The following is a 16,045-nucleotide window of genomic DNA, read 5'->3' as shown; positions in this document are numbered from 1 at the left end:
CAACCAGCTGTCCGTTTTCCCGCTTGAGTAGGATTGCGCCACGCGAAGGTGGCAGAGGTTCAGCTAACAGAATTGGAGGAGGGGACTGCAAAGCAGGTGTGTTCGTAGGCGCTGAGTTGATGTGAGCCATGACTGCATTCCTCCTCTTTTCAGATTGTTGATGCGTTAATTGATCCGTTGGTTCGCCAGTCGCCGCAGTTCTCGTTTCCGGTTTTTCTCAAGCAATCGCTCAGAAAGACCGAGGTGCAGTAAAAGCGTCGAACGCTGAGCTTTGTCTGCAAAATGAAGGCGAGTGAGTTCTGCTTCAGCCGAGATCAGCTGAAGTTCTGTTTTCTGAAGTTCGGTTAAAACGGTGAGGTATGCAGGAACATGCTCAGGACCTACCTTGGTCTGAGCAAGTGCGGCCTCATAATTTCGCCTCTGGCGCGTTACTCCGAACTGAAGCTGCCTATAGGTTTTGATTGCTTTGGAAAGTGCTTCACTTTCCTCGCGTACATCTGTAGGCGATCCTGAACCATTCAACAGAGATGAAGTGATCACTGACTGAAGGTTGAAACTGCGGCTACCCGTGTACTGTGTGAAGGTCGTTTGCGCAAAAAGGAGTGCGTTCTGCTGCAGTTCCATTAGAGTATCACTGATTGAGCTGCGCTGCGCTTCCAACGCTTCAATGTGCTCCAAAATTTGAGTTGTTTTGCTTTCAGAGTGTCTCTCTAAAACTGCGGTTATCTCGTCTAAATCCCTTAGGGAGCTCAGATAAACGTGCGAATGTTGCGTTGCTAAGTAGAGTGCAGCATATGCAGCAACTGCTCCACTCAGAACCTCACTTTTCTGTTGTTTTGATGCCGTCTTCCAGCTTGTTAGATTTAGCGTTTGGTTAAAACGCAAGGTGTCTTCTAGCGCTTCACGTAGAGTTGTTGCCTCAGCGGAAGATCCGGCTGATCCTAATGCGACTGCGCCTATCATCGGATAGAGCCAGCAGTGTTTGAAACACTTATTATGCCGCTGCAACATCCCGATCCCCAACCCGGCACACAGCTAAAACAGCGCGCGCCGCCCTCTTAAGACTTCATTAACAATTGCAACTAGGGAACCTGAATTGGTTGAATGTGACAATTCTGAAATCAGAGGAATGAGAAAGCGAGGGTGAAAAAAAGGGGTATCGCTTTATGGAACCAAGACGGGTGCTAAAGGCAAAAAATCTCTGCGTTTACGCCTGAGCGGGTGACAGATGAATGGGATAGCTTCCTCAGGTCTGTCACGCCGGATTACAAGAAAAAGAAAAGACTTTTTGTGAGGGCTTAGCCTTAGCCGAACTTTCGTTTTGCGTCTGCTGCAAGGCCAAGGCCTACGGCGCCAAAAACGTCGCCTTCCACGATAGAAGCGTTTGGCATCAGGGACTTGAAGTGATCTCGAAGCATCGGGATACGCGTGGTGCCGCCGGTCAGGAACATACTGTTGATCTGATCTGCTGTCACGCCTGCCTTGTTGAGGGCTTCCTGAATGGTGGTATCGATTTTCCCGACAGAAGTTGCGATTGCTGCGTGGAAATCGGCATTGGATGCATCCACCTGAACGTCTTCTTCCTCCAGCTCAATCTTGAGGCTGGCAATCTCTGAAGAAGACAGGTCAATCTTGGTTTGCTCAACACGTGTAGCAAGCATGTGGCCATCTTTTGCGCGGATAACTTCACGTAGGCGCTCTACCAGATGAGGCTGCGCTGCTTCGCGTCTGACTTCGCCGAGCTCGCGCAAAATGCTTGGAGAATACAGCTGGTTGATGAACTGCCAGGTAGCCAGATCGAAGTAGTATTTGGAGGGCAGCGCGCGTTTGCCGTCTTTGGTGAGAGTTTTATAGCCCAGATGCGGCATTACCTGCGCAAGCGACAGCAGACGGTCGAAATCTGTACCACCGATGTGAACACCTGTGTTGGCAAGAATATCGCCAGTGCGGTCAGCCGCATTCCGCCGTTCAGGAGAAACGCGAATAACGGAAAAGTCAGCTGTACCACCACCGATATCCAACACCAGAATAAGCTCTTCACGGGTAACAGACTGCTCATAGGCCAACGCAGCTGCAATTGGCTCATACTGGAATGCAATATGCTCAAAGCCTTCCTGGCGAGCGATACCTTCCAGCGTGTTTTGCGCTGCGCGGTCAGCGACTTCATCACCGTCGATGAAATGTACCGGACGACCCAGAACCACCTTGGTGACATCTTCCTGCATGTGTGCATCAAGCTTGCGTTTCAACTGGCGCAGGTACAGTGCAATGATGTCACGAAACGCCATACGACCGCCCATGACAGCCGTTTTTTCCTGAATGAGAGATGTACCCAGAACACTCTTGAGAGCCTGCATAAGGCGGCCCTCATCGCCTCTGATGTACTCTTCTTTCGCCTGCCGCCCATAAACGATCTGCTCGTCCTCAAAATTGAAGAAAATGGCAGACGGCATTTCCGTATGGCCTTCTTCCAGCATCACCAGTTCTGGTGTTTCGCCTGAGTAGATGCCCACTGTGGAGTTGGAGGTGCCAAAATCGATGCCTGCGAATGCGCTGTTCATTTTTAGACCTCTCATCATGCCTTTTGTCAGGCAAAGCTATGCAGTTGCCTGAGTAACGGCTGCGTTTGGATATTCAGGTTCGGGATACCTCCCCAAGGCGTTTGGGAGGGCGAGCTTGATACACGGTGAGCTGTGGGATTGCCAGTTAATTTTGAGGGAACTTGGATATCCTTGTGGGCGAAGCTGAAACCTTGTTTAAAAACATTGCACTGCAAAGTGACCTAGAGAATGAGGGGGCATGTTTTCAGAATTGCGACAATAACCAGTTTCCTCCTAGGTTCATGCTCTGTTTCCTTAAGATTTTGGGCGTGTGATGACCCTGCAAAAGACAGCATTGATAACGGGTGTGACTGGACAAGATGGCGCTTATCTGAGCCGTTTTCTGCTTGATAAGGGCTACATAGTGCATGGTGTCAAGCGCCGCTCCTCCAGTTTCAATACCGGGCGGATTGAAGGAATTTACCAAGACCCACATGAAGAAGATGCACGTTTTATTCTTCACTACGGAGATCTGACGGATGCGACCAACCTGATCCGGATTATGCAGGAGGTGCAACCGGATGAGGTCTATAACCTTGGTGCTCAGTCACACGTTAAGGTGAGTTTTGAAACCCCGGAATACACGGCCAACAGCGATGCTCTTGGTGCTCTGCGGTTGTTGGAAGCAATCCGCATTCTTGAATTGGAAAAGAAAACAAGGTTTTATCAGGCGTCAACATCAGAGCTCTATGGCCTGGTTCAGGAAGTTCCGCAAAAAGAAAGCACGCCTTTTTATCCGAGGTCTCCATATGCTGCAGCAAAACTCTATGCCTATTGGATCGCTGTAAACTACCGCGAAGCCTACGGAATCCATGCGTCAAACGGCATCCTCTTTAACCATGAGAGTCCGCTGCGTGGTGAGACGTTCGTAACGCGAAAAATCACACGCGCTGCTGCGGCAATCAGCCTGGGCCAGCAAGAGAAGCTCTACTTAGGCAACATTGATGCTCAACGAGACTGGGGGCACGCACGCGATTTCATTGAAGGCATGTGGATGATGCTGCAACAGGAACAGCCGGACGACTATGTTTTGGCGACCGGAACGATGACGTCCGTTCGGCGCTTTGTAGAAATGGCCTTCGCTCATTGTGGCACTGACATTGAATGGCAGGGAGAGGGCGTTGAGGAGCGGGGCCTTTGCGCGCGAACCGGTCGTTCACTGATCGAAATTGATCCGAGGTATTTCCGTCCCTCTGAGGTGAATGAACTGTTAGGCGATGCAAGAAAGGCGCGGCAGAAGTTGGGATGGGAGCCCAAAACCTCTCTAGAGGTGTTGGTGCAAGAGATGGTGCAGGCCGATTTGAAGGAACTTCAACAGTATCGGGTACTAGAAGATGCCTGATTTATCGGAGACCAAATTTGACCTTGTGGGAAAAACGGTTTTTGTAACTGGGCACAAAGGCATGGTTGGCGGCGCGTTGATGCGCCGTTTGGAACGAGAGGATTGCTCGCTTTTAACGGCTGACCGCAAACAAGTGGATCTTACTGCTCAAAGTGAAACACTAATGTTTTTGCAGGATACGAAGCCGGATGCGGTGATTGTTGCGGCGGCCAAAGTAGGGGGGATATGGGCGAACAATGAGTATCCTGCTGATTTTCTTTATGAAAACCTTGCGATAGAAACCAACCTCATCCGTGGAGCCTATGCAGCCAACGTGCAAAAGCTGCTGTTTCTGGGCTCATCCTGTATTTATCCAAAACATGCGCCACAACCGATTTCGGAGGAAGCGTTGCTCTCCGGACCTCTGGAGCCAACCAATGAGTGGTATGCCATTGCCAAGATTGCCGGAATAAAGCTTTGTCAGGCTTTTCGAAAACAGCATGGATGTGATTTCATCTCCGCAATGCCAACCAACCTTTATGGACCGGGCGATAACTTTGATCTGACAACCAGTCATGTACTGCCGGCACTCATGCGTAAAGTGCACGAAGCAAAGGCGAGTGGTGCGTCTTCCTTTGAGATTTGGGGAACAGGAGCGCCACGGCGAGAGTTTCTCCATTGTGATGACTGCGCAGACGCACTGGTGTACTTGCTGAAGAATTACTCAGCTGATGAGCACATCAATGTCGGTTTCGGCACGGACATCTCTATTCTGGGACTTGCTGAGAAAATAGCGAGTATTCTGGGGTTTGAAGGCTCTATTGAGACGGACACCACTAAGCCGGACGGAACTCCGAGAAAACTTATGAGCTCGGAGCGACTAGTCCAGTTGGGTTGGAAGCCATCCATCTCTCTGGATGAGGGGATTGCGGAGACTTACAACTGGTTTCTTCAGCATCACCTTGAAAAAGCAACGGCATAAGTACCCGCAATCAGAAAAGCTTGGACACTCGCAAATGTCACAGTGCACTTGCCAGTGCTTTCAGTCATGTTGTCTTGCTGAAATTGGAGATATGAAACCTCGTAGTTTTTCGGGTTCATGCCTCCCGATCTTAAAGGGGTAACAAAATGATTGAACGCATGCACACCAAGCAGCGTATGAGCAAAATCGTCAAGCACAATGGTACAGTTTATCTGTGCGGGCAGGTTGGTAATCGCGGCGATAGCATCAAGGAACAGACCGCAGAATGTCTGCGCCGCGTTGATGAACTGCTGATTGAAGCTGGTTCCGGCCGCGAAAAAATCTTGCAGGCTATCGTTTGGCTTTCAGACATGCGCGATTTCGCAGAAATGAATGAAGTCTGGGATGCCTGGGTTCCGGAAGGACATGCGCCAGCACGGGCATGCGGTGAAGCGCGCCTTGCTTCCCAGGAACTACTTGTGGAAGTCATCATTACAGCAGCTTGCGACTAAGCCTTCTAAAGAAACCTACACTTCCCGGAAGACGCTTAATATTCCGGGAAGTGATCGCTCTAAAATCAATGAGTTCTAATTGTTGGCGCCGTTTGCGCCTCAGAGTGCGTTGAAGATGTGCTCTGGCATCTTGCGTTGCACGTCTACTTTGCAGGCAAAGCCCATGTGGGCCAGCACGTTGCGTTTAGGTTTGATCCCTGGCGCAACTTCGGTCAGCACAAGCCCATTCGGCCCAAGTTGGAACACAGCACGCTCCGTTACATAGAGCACTTCTTGACCATTGTTGCGGGCATTGATCGCGTTGAACGTGATGTGGTCTGTTTGCTCGACAAACTTTGTATGTCCTCCGTTTTTGGTAATCTTTAGCTTATCTTTGCGATACTCCACGCGCGTATCGACGCCAGTGAGAAGGCCGCAGAACACTAGTTTTCGTGCATTCTGTGAGATATCGATAAAACTGCCCGGACCAACAATTTTTCCGCCTATTTGGGAGAGATTTACGTTGCCGTGTCTGTCTACTTCGCTCATGCCTAAAAAGGCGATGTCCAGCCCGCCACCATTGTAAAAATCAAACTGATCCAATGAAGACAGAAGAGCTTCAGACCCTTGCGCTGCGCCATAAAGCGTATCACCGAGAAATTGACCGTTATGATGGCCATGTTCGCAAGAAAGCCAGATCTGCTCAGCTAACTTCTTGCGTTGATCTGTAAAGCGAACGCCTGCAGGCACACCAAACCCTATGTTGACGGATGCATTTTCAATCAACTCCTCTGCAGCCCGCCTCGCGATCACCTTGCGCGCCACTTCGCTGGGTTCATTTTGAACGCGCCGGTGAGACGGCTTGATGTCACCGCTAAGTGCGGGACTATATGGAGTATCGTAGGCAATGGTTTGGCTGGGCGTTTCTACCAAAGCATCCAAAAATACACCGGGAATAGCAACAGAACGGGCAGGTAGACTACCGGATTCTACGATGTTCCTGACTTGCGCAAAGCAGTGGCCTCCGCTGTTATGAGCGGCCATTGCCAGGCTCAGACAGTCCAAAGTGACAGCCTCTTCATCAAGGCTGAGATTGCCTTTCGTGTCAGCAGCTGAGCCACAAATCAACGCGAGATTGATTTTGAAAGGGCGATAGCGGAGATACTCTTGACCATGCAGGTGCAGCAATTCAACCAGATCATGTTTACAGGACTTGCTGCACTTACCACCACCGTGTCTGGGATCGACAAATGTGCCAAGTCCCGTTCGGGTGAGAAGACCGGGGCGACCCGCTCCAATTTCACGAATCAATTGCTGAATTACACCAGCTGGCAGACAATAGGCCTCCAGGTTGTCCTGAGAGATGAGTTTTTGCAGCGATGGCGTCAATGCAAAGTGAGAGGAGATAATGCCTCGCAACATCCCCTTATGCGAAAAGCGGTTCAGCCCGCGCTTGTCACCATCTCCGATCGAAAGAGAGTTGATGATGAAGAGGTTCTTGGGATGACCGGTCGAGAGGAACCGTTGTTCGATGGCTTCCAGCAGTGCTTCAGGTGTGGCAAGGCCCCATCCGCAACCGCCAATCACAATGGTATCGCCATCTTGCACAAAGGCCGCAATTTCACGCGCACTGCAGATCTGCATCCTGCTGGTTCCCGGAGTTTGTGTCCGTGTTGTTTTGAGAAGATTATCCCGCAAACACTAAAAAGTCCGGTTAAGGTACAATCGATCTCTTGAAAGCCGTTTGAAAACAATAGCTTGATCATGTGTGGCAAGATTGGTGCTTTTCAAACTATTATAATTTGTTATGTAAGTGGCTCAAATTTACGAAAAAGACTGGCTCAAAATTGACTGTGTTGCAGGAAAATCAAGTTTATCAGGTTGGTGATTTTGTCCGTGGTGGCGGATTTCGCGACACTTATGAATGCGCTTCTGATCCTACCAAGCTTCTGAAGTTTGATCGTTACGAATCTGGAGAACGTAAAGTAAAAAAACGGGGTTTGCTGAAGGATGTTTTCCGATCAGTACGTGCAAAGCTCGGATACAAAAAGCAGCGACTGAGCGGTAATCAGGACGAGTTGTTAGGGTGGTCACATATTCAAGATGTGGGGCTCGCAGATCATAGAGCGTTTACGCGCATCTATGGGGTTGTTCAGACAAATCAAGGCCCAGCCTTAATGATCGAGAAAATTGATAATTTTGTCGATCCAGATATTCGAAGTGTTCGTGATTACATTCGGCACCACGGGCGAATAAAAGACCAAGAACTTATTCGTGCTCTAATTGACTATTTTAAGATTTTGCGTAGCCATCATGTCTCGTGCTTTGCAGATCGTCCTGAAAATATGGGAATTGTTATCGATGCAAATGGGCAGACGTACATTAAGTGCTTTGATGTGAAGAATTACTTAGATCATCAGTTTATTCCTATAAATAAGATTGAATACTTCCGAAAAAAAAGGATTGAGCGGCGCCTAGATCGTCATTTCAATATGTTAAGCAGTGACAACGTAAATGAAGGCCACAAGATCTGAGCTGGATAAGCTCAGATGAATTTCAATGATCGGGGCAATTGCGTGCCAACTTAGCCGTAGTTATCTTCACCTATATACGCCTTGCATCTGGAAAGGGCTTGGTTAAGCTAACGGGATTGCTCTTTCCGTTGGCGTGGCATTCTGTGCGCTGATTTTTCTGGCTTTTTTGAAGAAATGAATTTGAGGCGAGCTTTGTTATGCAGGATGAAGCAGTAAATACTTCCGTTTTGGCATTGTTTAAGCTGAGCGCGTTTCGTCGGTTTATTGGTGTTCTTGTTCCTGCGGCCTTTGCGGACTGGATTGACTTTATCGCGATCATGGTGCTGGTGAACTACACATGGGGCATGGGCGCTACCGAGGTTGCCAGTGTGATCATGGCCGCCACATTACCACGCGTTCTATTTGGGTTGCCTGCGGGTATTCTGGTGGATCGTATAGGAGCTGGGCCCGTGCTGATGGCTGGCCTTGTTATTCGGGCCGCTGTTATGGTTGGTATGTTCTTCTTTGCCAATACTCTCGCACTTCTCATCGCCTTTGTTTTTTTGAAGTCGACAATCTCCGCAGCGTTTATGCCAGCGCAGCAATTGGCGCTGAAAAAGATTGTGCCCTCCAATATGCTGACACAGGCTGTCAGTATTGATCATTTTGTCATTCAATCTACGAAGACCTTTGCGCCGGTTCTTGGCGGTGCTTTGCTTGCCATCTGGAGCCCGCACAATGTCTTTTTGCTTGGCGGGCTCTGTTTTACAGTTGGTGCGCTGTTCTGTGTCACGCTGCTTGGCGTGCTGAAGAAAGACCAAGCAAGCGATGAGACTGACCAAGAGAGCAACGGCAGTGTGCTGCGCGATGCAAAGGTTGGCCTTGCTTACATCTGGAAGACACCACGCCTACTCTTAGGTATCGCTCTTATCTGCCTTTTTATATTCAGTGTCTTCCTGTATGAAGCCGTACTGTTGCTTCTGATTAAGGAGACGGGGCAACCGGGAGCTTCTGCTGGACCAATCATTGGCGCTATTGGTGTGGGCGGGCTTGTCGGCACTTATCTTACAGCGAAGATTGGTGATCGAGTAAACCTGCATCTGATGATGGTTATCGGCTCGTTTTTTGGTGGAGCCTTGACCATTGTAGCAGGATGGCTTCCTTTCAGCCCTGAACCATTCTCTCTCAATGAGCAGATGGCACTTTGGTTTGTTGCTGGTGTCTTTTCCAGCCTGATAACCGTGCCTTACGGAGCTATCATCGTAAAGCAGACACCAGAAGAATTGCTGGGGCGTGTTTCTTCAGTTGGTGAGATGCTGCAATCGGGCCTGACACTTGTTTCAATACCAATCGGGGCTTTTCTGGCAGAGCAGTGGTTTGTTTCCATGCCCTTCTTTGCCGGAGGCGTGACCATGTCCGTGGGTGCAGTTATCGGGTTTATTGCAGTTCTAAGCCTTGGTAAGACGCCTGATCCGGAACCGGTGATCTCGGAAGAAGTCGTATAACCCGCCAGTCTAGGTTCGACTTTAATTGCGCTCGACCTTCCTGAGGACCTGAGGCATTCTCTTCGGATTGCTCAAACCTGCCACCTGCAGGGAGCAGTGAGGGGAGGATTCCATGACAGGCTTTGTCTTCAACACATCAGCAAGCATTATTTGCGAACCCGGTGCGGTTCAACAGCTGGATCAACTGACACTGAACACCATAGGCAAACGTGTTTTGTTGGTGAGTGATAAGGGGCTCATGCAAGCAGGCCTCGTTGAACCTGTGATCTCGCGGCTTGAAGCTGCCGGAATTGACGTTACGCTCTTTGAGGATGTGGTGGCTGATCCACCCGAAGCTATCGTGTTGCAAGCAGCTGAACTGGCAAAGACTGCACAAGTAGACGGTGTGATCGGGCTTGGCGGTGGTTCATCGCTTGATGTTGCAAAGCTTGTTGCCCTGCTTGTTGGGGGAGGGGAGCAGCTCGCGGATATCTATGGTGTCGGCATGGCCAAAGGAAAGCGGCTTCCGCTGATCCTCATTCCAACAACAGCGGGTACTGGCTCTGAAGTTACGCCGATCTCTATCATCACAACAGGAGAGGCTGAGAAGAAGGGCGTGGTGTCACCTCAGTTGCTGCCGGATGTGGCGGTGCTGGATGCTGATCTTACTCTTGGGCTGCCTGCACATGTGACCGCTGCAACAGGCATTGATGCCATGGTGCACGCAATTGAAGCCTACACGTCTACCTCCGAAAACAACAATCCGGTTTCAAAGGTTCTGGCCAAGGAAGCTCTGCGATTGCTTGGGGCGAACATTGAGAAGGCCGTGAACACGCCTCAGGATAAAGAAGCCCGCTCTAACATGCTGTTGGGCTCCATGTTGGCCGGGCAGGCATTTGCTAACTCACCAGTAGCTGCGGTGCATGCGCTGGCTTATCCAATCGGAGGCATCTTTCATGTGCCGCATGGTGTTTCCAACGCGCTCGTTCTGCCGCATGTGATGCGGTTCAACATGCCTTCCTGTGCTGACGCCTATGCTGATCTCGCTCCACTGGTGTTCCCGGAACTGATCGAAGTACCTTCTGATACCCGGGGCAGTGTGTTTGCGGATCGGTTGGCTGAGCTTGCCAAAGTGCTTGGCGTTGAAACAACACTTCGAGAGGTTGGCATTGAAGAACAGCATATGGCCAAACTTGCCAGTGAAGCGATGAAGCAGACACGTTTGCTCGTCAATAATCCGCGGGAGGTGGATGAAGACGCCGCGCTACAAATTTATATGCAAGCCCTTTAAGTGCACGGAGTTATTCAGATGAGCAAACCTAAGAAGCCGACTCCGGAAACACGGGATCAATATAAGTTCTTCAGTGAGGTCCAAACCCGTTGGGAAGACAATGACATTTACGGCCACATCAATAATGCGGTCTATTACAGCTACTTTGACAGCGCAGTGAATGCTTACCTCATAGCAAACGATGCACTTAACATTCACGAAGGGGACGAGATTGGTTTGGTGGTTGAATCTGGCTGCCAGTACTTTTCAGAGATCGCTTATCCGCAAAAGATCGATATCGGTTTGCGTGTCGGTCATCTGGGAAACAGCTCTGTGCGTTATGAGTTAGCTCTGTTTGCGCCAGGTGCGGAGACTGCCGCGGCACAGGGATTTTTTACGCATGTGTACGTAGATCGCACCAGTCGTCGACCTCAAGCGCTCTCTCTCAATCTGCGCAGTGCACTTGAAGCTCTTCTACTAGAGGTTGCTGATTCTTGATCGTTAAAAATCTAATGATTATTTGCACTTATAATAAATCTATGTTGGACGCATAAACAGATAAAACTTTCAGAAATTACTCAATTAATGCCGTAAATACCTACGGGTTAACTACTGGTTGAGATTTACAAGCTTAGGATGCCGCCAAGTCATGGGCAACGACTTTTATTCGGGAGAAATAAGGTCATGAGGCGGGTCCTCCAGCTTTTTACTAATTTGCGACTGTCGACGAAAATCGGCGGTGGCTTCATCATCGTTCTCTTGCTTTCTGCTGCAGCTGGTGGGATCGGAATCTTTTCTATCTCTCAGCTCACCAAGCAAACCGACATGACGAATGCAACCATGCGTTTAATGCAGGGCCTGCATGATACGACCTCAGCACGCGAAACTTATCTGCGCAGCCTGAGCAAGTATGATGCAACTGCAGCTGCTGATGAGCTGAATCTGCTGGGTGCAGATCTTGAAGCTTTGCATGAGCAGGTTGTTGCTGACGGCAAGGATGGCACCGCCTTTGAAGAGACTCACGAAAACGTGCGGGCTCTGAAAGGTTTGTTCAGCCGTGTTCGCATGGCAACTGACATTCAGGAATCCCAGATCGCGAAAATGATGTCTGCGGTTGCCAATCTTCAGGCGATTGGCAAAAAAGTGCAGGCAGACATTTCCAAGATTGCAACTTCAGCAGCGGAACAGGATACGCTGGCGAAGGAGCAGTTGAAGGAAGCAGACAAGGCAGGGCGCCTCGTAGCAACCATTCAGAGTCAGGCACTGAATATGCGCTACTTCTTTGTGAAGGCGACCACCAGTTCTGAAGAAGGCGCTCTGCGCAAAACCTTGCTCAGCGCTGCAAAGGCACGTCGTGAGATCAAGAAGCTTCAGAAAATCGAGCTGTCCCATCTGGATCCAAAGGTTCTTCAGAGCCTGGCAGATGTGTCCGATACGCTGGTTGAGAAGCTGAAGGCACTGCGTGACTCCACTGATTTCTCTGAGATGTATTCTCTGCGTCAGGACATCACAGCAAGCATCGATGTGCTTGGTGAAACTGCGCAGTTGGTGATTGGCTTCACATATCGCTCCATTGATGATGCGAACAAGAAGCAGGCCGAAGCGGTTGACCGCAAGCAGCAGGTTGATGCTGCATTGGCATCTGTTTCCAACATTACACGTCAGACACTGGCAGTCAGCTCCTCTTCTCTGTCCTTCCTGCGTGCAGGTTCTGGAGTGAAGGCTGAGGAAGTCTCCAAGGAGATTGATCAGCTTGGTGCGGCTGGCCGTGAGTTCAAAGCAGGTGTGAAAGACATCGAAGGTGGTGTCAAAGCCTCCAAAGATGCGATGAAGGAAATCGCAGCGATCCGTTCTGGCTTCGGTTCCATGGCCAACGGCAAGAAAGAGCTGGCAAGTCTGGTGTCCAAGCTGACGGAACAGTCAGAAACTGTTCAGGGTCAGATCATCGACATTGCTGCGTCTGAAGCAGAAAATGCAAGCTCTGCTGGTGAACTGGCAACCAACCTGATTGCGACCACTGTTGCTGTCTGTCTTGCTTTTGGTGCATTGATCGCTCTGGGTCTGTCCCTGGCCATCACTCGTCCAACCAAGCGCCTGACCGGTATCATGGAGCGCCTGGCAAACGGTGACACCAACGTTGAAATCGCTGGCGTAAAGCGCAGAGACGAGATTGGCGACATGAGCCGCACGGTTCAGGTCTTCCGTGACAATGCTCTGGAACGTGCGCGTCTTCGTGAAGAGCAGGCTCATGTTGCGGAAAAGGACGCTGAGAAGCAGCGTGAAGTTGAGCAGCTGATCACCGACTTCAGAAACACCGCAACCAACTTGCTCACTTCTGTGAATGACAGTATGGGTGAGATGGGTGAGACTGCCAGCGTGATGGCTGACCTTGCTCGTGGAACCTCTGATCAGACTGAACGTGCAGCAGCTTCTTCTACGGATGCAGCAAACAACGTTCAAATGGTGTCAGCGGCAGCTGAAGAGTTGAGCAGTTCCATTGAAGAGATTGCCCGTCAGGTGAGTGCGACAACGTCTGTTGTAGCGAAAGCGACAGAAAGTGCGCATGTTTCCAACGATCGCATCAATGAACTGGCGGATGCCACTGTGAAGATTGGTGAAGTCGTTGGTCTCATCCAGGCAATTGCAGAACAGACCAACCTGTTGGCTCTGAATGCGACCATCGAAGCGGCACGCGCCGGTGAGGCTGGCAAAGGCTTTGCAGTTGTTGCGGCTGAGGTGAAGGAACTGGCGAACCAGACGTCCAAGGCAACTGAGGAAATCAGCTCCCAGATCTCCGCAATTCAGAACTCTACAACTGATGCCGTATCTTCTATCGAGGGTATTTCCAATACGATGGATGAGGTCACTGCGTTCACCTCTGCGATTGCCACAGCTGTTGAACAACAGGGTGCGGCGACCACGGAGATCAGTCGCAACGTTCAGGAAGCAGCGGTTGGTACATCCAGCGTGAACGAGAATATGTCTCTCGTGTCTGAAGCGGTGAGTGAAACCAACACGGCGTCCTCACGTGTGCTGACGGCGTCTACGGAGGTGACAGAAAGTACGCGGGCTCTTGGCCGTGAAGTAGACGACTTCCTGACAGCGGTTGCAAAAGTCGGCTAAATCACACGCAAGACTTGAGTATCGAAGGCAGCTTAGTTTTTCTAAGCTGCCTTTTATTTTGTCTGAAATCAGAAAATCCATTTCAGTTATTTGTTCAGCCAGAGAACAGAGTTTCTGAGTTGTAATAATTCGAATTTGCGGATTTAACCGTAAGTAATTTGTCTTTGTTGTTGCGCAAAGAGAAATATAAATTGGTGATATATATGTATATAATAACATATGCATGCAGAATATACTATGAATTGACTTTGTGAATTACTTAGAATCGTTTTTTATCTTAACTACCCGTCAATTTATTCAGGACATGTTCTGTCTGCTTGAATTTAATTCATTCAAGTTACCAAGTAGAAAAACATAGAGGCAGCTATGTCGTCGGGTGCACATCTGTCCGATACTGAAAAAACATTCAGTGAGGCAGACATCATTGTCAGTAAGACCGACTTAAAGGGCAAAATAACGTATTGTAATGAGATCTTCTGTGAGATTGCTGGATACTCCTATAAGGAGCTAATCGGACAGCCACACAGTATTATCCGTCATCCGGATATGCCCCGTTGCGTTTTTGAGCTTTTGTGGAAGCGCATCGCAGAAGGGAAAGAGGTCTTCGCGTATGTAAAAAACCTTTGTAAGGGCGGAGAGTATTATTGGGTGTTTGCGCATGTCACGCCCACCTTTGATAATACCGGAAAGATCATCGGATATCATTCAACACGCAGAGTGCCAGAGCGCAAGATTCTCAGCGAAGCGATTATTCCGTTTTACCAGCAGCTGCTGGAGATTGAGCAGGCTCCTAAGAGCCGCAAAGACGGACAGCACAACAGCTCTGAGTTTCTCGCTAACTACCTCTCCGATAATCGGGTGACCTATGATGAATTTATCCTCACTCTCTAAGGGTGTCCTTCTAAGTTGCCTGACGGCGGTACTGTGCGTTGTTGTTGCGCTGATGAATATGGGCAAGGAGAGTGGTTTGCTCTCACTTTTGTCTGCGTTGGCTGCGTTAACAGCTGTATCTGCACTGTTCTTCATGTTGAAAGTGCGCCGTGTATTGAAGCACATCACTGAGACCGCAGCTTTGCAGGCGAGCGGTGATCTGGAAGCGCGCACTCTGGTTGGGATGGATCATGGGGAGCTGAAGGATCTCCTCGCCAGCGTGAACTACTCAACCGATAAAATGGACTCCTTTATTCGCGAGATGGTGGCGTCCACGCATGCACTTTCCGCGAACAAGTATTATCGACGTGTTGTGACACGCGGTTTGCAGGGCTCGTTTTTGGTCTACGCAAAACAGGTCAATCACGCGATCTCTAAAGTTCAGGATCGCATTTGCGACTTTTCCGGCCAGACTGATGCTTTTGAGATGCTGACAAAAACGGCAACCGATACGCTTTCCAGCGCTGGCCACAATATGAGCCAGAATGCGCAACAGATGGAGCAGTCTGCTGATCTGACGCTTCAGCGCGCATCTGCTGTGACCGTGGCTTCTGAAGAAACCTCTGCCAATGTGCAGACCGTATCTGCCGCCGTTGAAGAGCTTTCCGCATCTGCTGCCGAGATCGGCAATCAGGTGAAGTTCACCGCCGATGTCACCAAAACCGCAGTTCAGGAAGTGGAAGCGGGTGAAACCAAGATCAGTAGTCTAAGTGCAGCTGCTGAAACCATCGGTGAAGTGGTCGAACTGATCAGCTCCATTGCCGAGCAAACCCATTTGCTGGCGCTGAACGCGACCATTGAAGCTGCGCGCGCGGGTGAAACAGGCAAAGGCTTCGCTGTTGTTGCTGGTGAGGTAAAAGAGCTTGCCTCTCAAACATCCGATGCGATTGGCCAGATTTCCGGTCAGATTGAGGCTATCCAGTCAGCCACTGCAGAAACGGTTGTCTCATTCAAACAAGTTGCAGAATCTATTTCTAAAATCGAGAGCGTCACGGATTCAATTTCGCTCTCTGCCAAGCAGCAGGCGGAAGCGACGACCGAGATTGCCCAAAACATTGCAGAGGCCTATTCCGGCACCCGCCTTGTTGCCAGCAACGTGGCGGATGTGTCGACTTATGCCAATGAAACTGAAAATGCCGCTGAGAGCGTGATTGGCTCTGCTGTTGAAATGAACCAGCAGATTGCATCACTGTCCTCGGCGGTGAACGAATACATCAGCGAGCTGCGAAATGGCCCGTTGAGCAACAGCGAAATGCGCACCTGATCTGGTTGCCGTCCTGAATCGCGATATGGGAGACCTACTTCGTGTTTCAGGACGCTCTAAGGCGTTCATCCACCTAACAAGATGCTAT

General features: G+C 49.9%; 13 protein-coding genes. 10 read left to right on the top strand and 3 right to left on the bottom strand.

The window, feature by feature from the left end; translation table 11 throughout:
- Positions 1-165 precede the first annotated feature (165 nt).
- Positions 166-1,011, bottom strand: a complete 846-nt coding sequence (locus tag PSE_RS25990; RefSeq protein WP_014290383.1) for a hypothetical protein — start codon at positions 1,009-1,011, stop codon at positions 166-168.
- Between the two features lie 293 nt (positions 1,012-1,304).
- Entirely contained in the window at positions 1,305-2,561 is a 1,257-nt protein-coding gene (locus PSE_RS25985; RefSeq protein ID WP_014290382.1) for an Hsp70 family protein, read from the bottom strand.
- Between the two features lie 319 nt (positions 2,562-2,880).
- Here PSE_RS25985 and gmd point away from each other — a divergent pair, with 319 nt between their 5' ends.
- The 3 genes from gmd to PSE_RS25970 all read left to right on the top strand — a co-directional run bounded on the left by gmd (position 2,881) and on the right by PSE_RS25970 (position 5,394).
- The gene (gene gmd / locus PSE_RS25980) at positions 2,881-3,942 is read left to right on the top strand and encodes a GDP-mannose 4,6-dehydratase (RefSeq protein WP_041769285.1); all 1,062 of its coding nucleotides are present in this window, start codon (positions 2,881-2,883) and stop codon (positions 3,940-3,942) included.
- Positions 3,935-4,903, top strand: coding sequence for a GDP-L-fucose synthase (locus PSE_RS25975; protein ID WP_014290380.1), 969 nt, complete (start codon positions 3,935-3,937; stop codon positions 4,901-4,903). Before gmd ends, PSE_RS25975 begins: the two co-directional genes overlap by 8 nt.
- A gap of 146 nt (positions 4,904-5,049) precedes the next feature.
- Positions 5,050-5,394: a RidA family protein gene (locus PSE_RS25970; RefSeq protein WP_014290379.1), complete on the top strand. Its 345-nt coding sequence runs from the start codon at positions 5,050-5,052 to the stop codon at positions 5,392-5,394.
- A gap of 99 nt (positions 5,395-5,493) precedes the next feature.
- Here PSE_RS25970 and PSE_RS25965 read toward each other — a convergent pair whose 3' ends face one another.
- A complete protein-coding gene (locus PSE_RS25965) occupies positions 5,494-7,017 on the bottom strand; it encodes an acyl CoA:acetate/3-ketoacid CoA transferase (protein ID WP_014290378.1) in 1,524 nt (507 codons plus the stop codon).
- Positions 7,018-7,226: 209 nt separating this feature from the next.
- Here PSE_RS25965 and PSE_RS25960 point away from each other — a divergent pair, with 209 nt between their 5' ends.
- The 7 genes from PSE_RS25960 to PSE_RS25930 all read left to right on the top strand — a co-directional run bounded on the left by PSE_RS25960 (position 7,227) and on the right by PSE_RS25930 (position 15,957).
- Entirely contained in the window at positions 7,227-7,907 is a 681-nt protein-coding gene (locus PSE_RS25960) for a YrbL family protein (RefSeq protein WP_014290377.1), read from the top strand.
- Positions 7,908-8,104: 197 nt separating this feature from the next.
- The gene (locus tag PSE_RS25955) at positions 8,105-9,391 is read left to right on the top strand and encodes an MFS transporter (protein ID WP_014290376.1); all 1,287 of its coding nucleotides are present in this window, start codon (positions 8,105-8,107) and stop codon (positions 9,389-9,391) included.
- 112 nt (positions 9,392-9,503) lie between these two features.
- Positions 9,504-10,661: an iron-containing alcohol dehydrogenase gene (locus PSE_RS25950; protein ID WP_014290375.1), complete on the top strand. Its 1,158-nt coding sequence runs from the start codon at positions 9,504-9,506 to the stop codon at positions 10,659-10,661.
- A gap of 18 nt (positions 10,662-10,679) precedes the next feature.
- Complete coding sequence (locus PSE_RS25945) at positions 10,680-11,138, top strand: thioesterase family protein (RefSeq protein ID WP_014290374.1); 459 nt, start codon at positions 10,680-10,682, stop codon at positions 11,136-11,138.
- A gap of 186 nt (positions 11,139-11,324) precedes the next feature.
- Complete coding sequence (locus PSE_RS25940) at positions 11,325-13,763, top strand: methyl-accepting chemotaxis protein (RefSeq protein WP_244421403.1); 2,439 nt, start codon at positions 11,325-11,327, stop codon at positions 13,761-13,763.
- Positions 13,764-14,129: 366 nt separating this feature from the next.
- The gene (locus PSE_RS25935) at positions 14,130-14,654 is read left to right on the top strand and encodes a PAS domain-containing protein (RefSeq protein ID WP_014290372.1); all 525 of its coding nucleotides are present in this window, start codon (positions 14,130-14,132) and stop codon (positions 14,652-14,654) included.
- Positions 14,629-15,957, top strand: coding sequence for a methyl-accepting chemotaxis protein (locus PSE_RS25930; protein ID WP_244421402.1), 1,329 nt, complete (start codon positions 14,629-14,631; stop codon positions 15,955-15,957). Before PSE_RS25935 ends, PSE_RS25930 begins: the two co-directional genes overlap by 26 nt.
- Positions 15,958-16,045 lie beyond the last annotated feature (88 nt).

Source organism: Pseudovibrio sp. FO-BEG1, from assembly GCF_000236645.1.
Taxonomy (GTDB): domain Bacteria; phylum Pseudomonadota; class Alphaproteobacteria; order Rhizobiales; family Stappiaceae; genus Pseudovibrio.
Note: the sequence above shows the minus strand (reverse complement) of the source record. Positions and strands in the feature narration are given on the sequence as shown.

Excerpts from the sequence above, each read along its gene's own strand:
- PSE_RS25990 (WP_014290383.1), bottom strand. The coding sequence starts at position 1,011 with ATGTTGCAGCGGCATAATAAGTGTTTCAAACACTGCTGGCTCTATCCG.
- PSE_RS25930 (WP_244421402.1), top strand. The coding sequence starts at position 14,629 with ATGATGAATTTATCCTCACTCTCTAAGGGTGTCCTTCTAAGTTGCCTG.
- PSE_RS25950 (WP_014290375.1), top strand. The coding sequence starts at position 9,504 with ATGACAGGCTTTGTCTTCAACACATCAGCAAGCATTATTTGCGAACCC.
- PSE_RS25985 (WP_014290382.1), bottom strand. The coding sequence starts at position 2,561 with ATGAACAGCGCATTCGCAGGCATCGATTTTGGCACCTCCAACTCCACA.
- PSE_RS25975 (WP_014290380.1), top strand. The coding sequence starts at position 3,935 with ATGCCTGATTTATCGGAGACCAAATTTGACCTTGTGGGAAAAACGGTT.
- PSE_RS25945 (WP_014290374.1), top strand. The coding sequence starts at position 10,680 with ATGAGCAAACCTAAGAAGCCGACTCCGGAAACACGGGATCAATATAAG.
- PSE_RS25940 (WP_244421403.1), top strand. The coding sequence starts at position 11,325 with ATGAGGCGGGTCCTCCAGCTTTTTACTAATTTGCGACTGTCGACGAAA.
- PSE_RS25935 (WP_014290372.1), top strand. The coding sequence starts at position 14,130 with ATGTCGTCGGGTGCACATCTGTCCGATACTGAAAAAACATTCAGTGAG.
- PSE_RS25955 (WP_014290376.1), top strand. The coding sequence starts at position 8,105 with ATGCAGGATGAAGCAGTAAATACTTCCGTTTTGGCATTGTTTAAGCTG.
- PSE_RS25965 (WP_014290378.1), bottom strand. The coding sequence starts at position 7,017 with ATGCAGATCTGCAGTGCGCGTGAAATTGCGGCCTTTGTGCAAGATGGC.
- PSE_RS25970 (WP_014290379.1), top strand. The coding sequence starts at position 5,050 with ATGATTGAACGCATGCACACCAAGCAGCGTATGAGCAAAATCGTCAAG.